Source organism: Psychroflexus aestuariivivens, from assembly GCF_004010055.1.
In the GTDB taxonomy this organism is placed as follows: domain Bacteria; phylum Bacteroidota; class Bacteroidia; order Flavobacteriales; family Flavobacteriaceae; genus Psychroflexus; species Psychroflexus aestuariivivens.
Window position 1 is genome coordinate 1 of record NZ_RQVT01000059.1, and the last position, 2,389, is coordinate 2,389.

The window sequence follows — 2,389 nt, forward strand, 5'->3', positions numbered from 1 at the left end:
GTGGATTCGGACGTAGTCGAATCCGCCGTAATTGCGGTTATACATTGTTGGCAACTGGCTTTTTTCCATTCGTTATTCTCTTAATTATTATTCCGCTTATAAAAGTCGAGATTATTGTCAGAAATAAAATCATTCTATAATTCACGTTATTTTGATGATATTTCAAAATTCCGTCATTCATTATTGGGTTCGTTATGGTTATTTTAATGAACTGACTTTCGAGAAAGCAATACAAACAGTAAAAAGTCGGAATTAAAATCAGATAGATTAGATTCAGTCCGATTATTTTTTTTAGAGAACTAATCTTTCGAGATGTGAAATAAAATCCGATTGGTATTAAAGTCAGAATGAAAGCAATGTCGGTTTCAAAAATCCGAAAGTCTTTTCCACCATAAAATCCGAGTTTGTAATCTGCTAAATATTTTACCGTTCTGCGAGTCAAAATCCGATAATCCAATTCGTATCGCATTCCGAAAATAAAAGTCAGAATTACAATAACAATTAGTAAAATCAGTTTTCGTTTTCCTTTCAGCATTTCGTTTTTTCAGCTTGTTGCCAACGGTCTCGCATATCGCTTCGTTGCGGGAAAATTAGCGATTATTTTTTAATTTATGGTTTTATTCCCAGAAAATCCCAAAACCTTGATTTCAGCCGAAAATCAGCAATGAGCGATATGCAGTGTTGTGCATAGTTTTTACACGTCAAATGTTTTTAAGTCAAATTTTTCTCTCAGCTTAATATCTATTTCAATAATTAAGTTATTTATAAGTCCATTTATTATAGAAAGACGATCATATTTAAACATAAGTTCTTGTCCTACCATTTCTCTGAAAACAGAAAATTCATCTGCTAATTCTTGAGTAATTACTCCTCGATTATGAACAATTAAATTTCTTTGCTTTATTACCATTGAAAAGTCCTTCTCATCTTTTTCATTATCGAACAATTTCACGCCTAATCTGTTTAGAAAGAATTTTTTAATATCTTCAATATTTCCATAAAATAGCTCTTTTATTTTCTTATCAGATAAGGCTTTTTTTAATTCATCAATAGTCTCAAAAGAGAGTATAAAGTCATAATTTTCTTTTTCCTTTGTAGATTTTAAAACTCTCGGCTCCTTTACAACAACTTCACTTAAAACGTCTTTAAAGTAACATAATGCATTATCAACTAAACGACAATAAGCCATTTGTCCAAAATATAATTCGTAACTATTTATGTCAAATATAACGTCAGATTCTTTGGATTTAAAAAATGTTTCTAATTTTTCAGAGACTATGTTTGGATTTCCTTCTTTATATATTTCAGATAGTTGCTCTTTAAGTTTTCCTTTATCATTATGTTCAGCGAATAAAATGAACATCAGCATAAATTCAAGGTTTACACTTTCATTCACAAATGTAGCATAAGATGCAGTATTTCGAATTAGAACTTTAACTCCGAACTTGTTTAAAACTATATCTGGATGTTCTTTTTTCATAAATTATGCACAACGTTCTCGCATATCGCTTCGTTGCGGGAAAATTAGTAATTATTTCTCAATTATTGATTTTAACTTCCAGAAAATCCAAAAACTTCGAATTCAGCCCAAAATCCGCAATGAGCGATATGCAGTGTTGGCGGTAGTGTTTTTATCTCGAATACCAATTCTCAAGATTCAATTCATCAAAATTTTTGAAATCTTTTGTATTATCAGTTACTAAAGTTAATTCATTTTCAATAGCTGTTACACCAATCAATAAATCAAATTCATCGTGCATTGGCGTTCCATTTTTCCTTAATCTAACTTTATATTCTGCATATCTTTTTGCACAACCGTAAATTGGAATTATAGAAAGACCTTCAATAAATTTATCAACCGCTTTGTGAGATTTTTTCGGATTTATGCTATTCTCAGCACCAAATCTTAACTCAAAAACTGTTATTTCAGAAATGTAGCAATTTTCGAGTCCTTTCTCTTTTATAACGTCATCAAGATTTAGCATTCCACGTAAAAAGAAAACACAAATATTGGTATCAAGTAAATACTGCATATTTAAAAATTCAAATCTTTTGTTCTGAATTTTCTGCTTTCTCGTATTTCTTGTATCATTTCCTTAGCAGATTTGTCAGATTCAAATGCTCCAAAAGACTTGTAAAAATCAGTTTCTTTTGATTTTTTCTCTTTTTTTAAAGATTTGGTAAGCTTTTCAATAAGTTCAATCTTGGTTGACGGATTTAAACCTTCAAAAAGTTTTGAATAAGAGTCAATTATATGTCGTTCTGTTAAAGTCATCATATTTCAAAGATAGTATTTTTTTTGTAACTGAAATTTTCACATTACCGCCAACGTTCTCGCATATCGACTCGTTGCGGGAAAATTAGTAATTATTTTTCAATTTATGATTTT

Annotated in this window: 4 protein-coding genes; all 4 read right to left on the bottom strand. The window is 29.9% G+C overall.

Features of this window, described 5'->3' with window-relative positions; all coding sequences use genetic code 11:
• Nucleotides 1–37: 37 nt before the first annotated feature.
• Nucleotides 38–535, bottom strand: a complete 498-nt coding sequence (locus EIG86_RS12760) for a hypothetical protein (RefSeq protein WP_127846573.1) — start codon at nt 533–535, stop codon at nt 38–40.
• A gap of 159 nt (nt 536–694) precedes the next feature.
• On the bottom strand, nt 695–1,480 hold the full coding sequence (locus tag EIG86_RS12765) for a PH domain-containing protein (protein WP_127846574.1): 786 nt from the start codon (nt 1,478–1,480) through the stop codon (nt 695–697).
• 151 nt (nt 1,481–1,631) lie between these two features.
• On the bottom strand, nt 1,632–2,033 hold the full coding sequence (locus EIG86_RS12770; protein ID WP_127846575.1) for a type II toxin-antitoxin system VapC family toxin: 402 nt from the start codon (nt 2,031–2,033) through the stop codon (nt 1,632–1,634).
• Nucleotides 2,034–2,035: 2 nt separating this feature from the next.
• Complete coding sequence (locus EIG86_RS12775; RefSeq protein WP_240032224.1) at nt 2,036–2,278, bottom strand: hypothetical protein; 243 nt, start codon at nt 2,276–2,278, stop codon at nt 2,036–2,038.
• Nucleotides 2,279–2,389: the final 111 nt, after the last annotated feature.